Here is a 1,638-nt window from a genome sequence, read left to right on the forward strand (position 1 = left end):
ATTCCCCCTATATTAACTATTGATTACTCCCGCTAACGTTGCTGCGTATCTATCTTGTATCCCTTGCAAGACCGGTTTCTAATTGACGCTTTAAAGCTCGTGGTGCATTCTGGTTGGAATGTAGAGAGCCCTTCTACTGCAGGAGGGCTTTGAGGTGATTTCAGTGGTGGCTCCCTGGGGAGACCCCGATCAGGATACTTTCAAGACCTAGAGTACATTCCCCTGGGATCGTTTTCCTTTCACTTCATTCCTTACCGCTATGAAAAAGAGAAGCACGCCCATGGAGATTGTCAACCCCCGCGCCGCCGGCATCGACGTGGGCAGCCGCTCCCACTTTGTGGCCGTTGGCCAGGGAGCGGACCAGGTGCGGGAGTTCGGTGTTTATGAATCGGACCTGCGGGAGCTTACCCGGTGGCTCCTTTCCTGCCACATCACCACCGTGGCCATGGAGAGTACCGGTACTTACTGGCAGAACCTGTTCACGGCCCTGCAGCAGGCAGGCCTGGAGGTATTGCTCTGCAATGGCAAGTTCACCAAGAACATCAAGGGGCGCAAAACCGACGTGCAGGACTGCCAGTGGATTCAGCGCCTGCACTCACTAGGGCTGCTCTCGGGTAGCTTTCTGCCTGACCAGGCCACTGAGGAGCTGCGCACCTATTGCCGCCACCGCTCCTCGCTGCTGGAGACGGCCGCCATCACGACCCAAAAGATGCACAAGTACCTGCGGCTGCTGAACCTGCGGCTCGACGTGGTGGTGCGGGATGTGACGGGGCAGACGGGCATGACCATCATCGAGGCCGTTTGCCAGGGGGAGACGGATCCCGAGCGGCTGGCCTGCTTCCGCCACGGCAACTGCCGCAAGTCAAAAGAGGAGATTGCCCAGGCTTTGCACGGCAACGGCCGCCGGGACCTGCTCTTCGCTCTGTCCCAGGAGTTGGATATGTACAAAACCCTGCAGCAGAAAATAGTCGCCTGCGACGCGGCCATTGAGCAGCTGCTCCGAGAGCAGATAGGAGCGGATGAACAGAGGCGGGAGCTGAGGGCGGAGCCCAAGCCCTACAAGCGCGTGAACAAGAACGCGCCCCAGCAGATGGACCTTAACCAGCTGGCCTACCAGTACTACGGTGGGGTGGACCTGCTCCGAATAGAGGGGGTGAGCCATGCGACCGTGATGGCGCTCATGAGCGAGGTGGGCGCCGAGGGGATCAGAAAGTTTCCCACGGCCAAGCAGTTCACCAACTGGCTCAAGCTCTGCCCCAACACGAAGGTGAGCGGTGGCAGGGTACTCAGCTCCCATACTCCCAAGGGCAGCAATCGCTTGAAGATCGCCCTGCGGAACGCGGCCAATGTCATCGGCAACCTGCGCGAGACGCACCTGTCGGACTTCTTCAAAAGAGTGGCCTTCAGAAAGGGGAGGCAGGCGGCAGTGAGCGCCACGGCCCGCAAGCTGGCCGTCATCATCTGGCACATGCTCACCTACCGCGTGCCCTACAACCCGCCCACTCAGTACCTGTTCCTCGATGAGAAAAGAAAGCTCAAGCTGGTGCAAAGGATTCGCAAAAACATCGCTAAATTAGACCTTAGACCCGAAGATGTGGGCTTCGCAACGGCTTGAGAAATAAACGTTAGTCAGGATTT

Annotated in this window: 1 protein-coding gene; it reads left to right on the top strand. The window is 58.3% G+C overall.

Annotated features, from left to right (window positions below; translation table 11 throughout):
• Positions 1 to 259: 259 nt before the first annotated feature.
• Positions 260 to 1,615, top strand: coding sequence for an IS110 family transposase (locus tag L1278_RS19480; protein WP_253406691.1), 1,356 nt, complete (start codon positions 260 to 262; stop codon positions 1,613 to 1,615).
• Positions 1,616 to 1,638 lie beyond the last annotated feature (23 nt).

This window comes from Pontibacter sp. HSC-36F09, assembly GCF_024171605.1.
GTDB lineage: Bacteria > Bacteroidota > Bacteroidia > Cytophagales > Hymenobacteraceae > Pontibacter.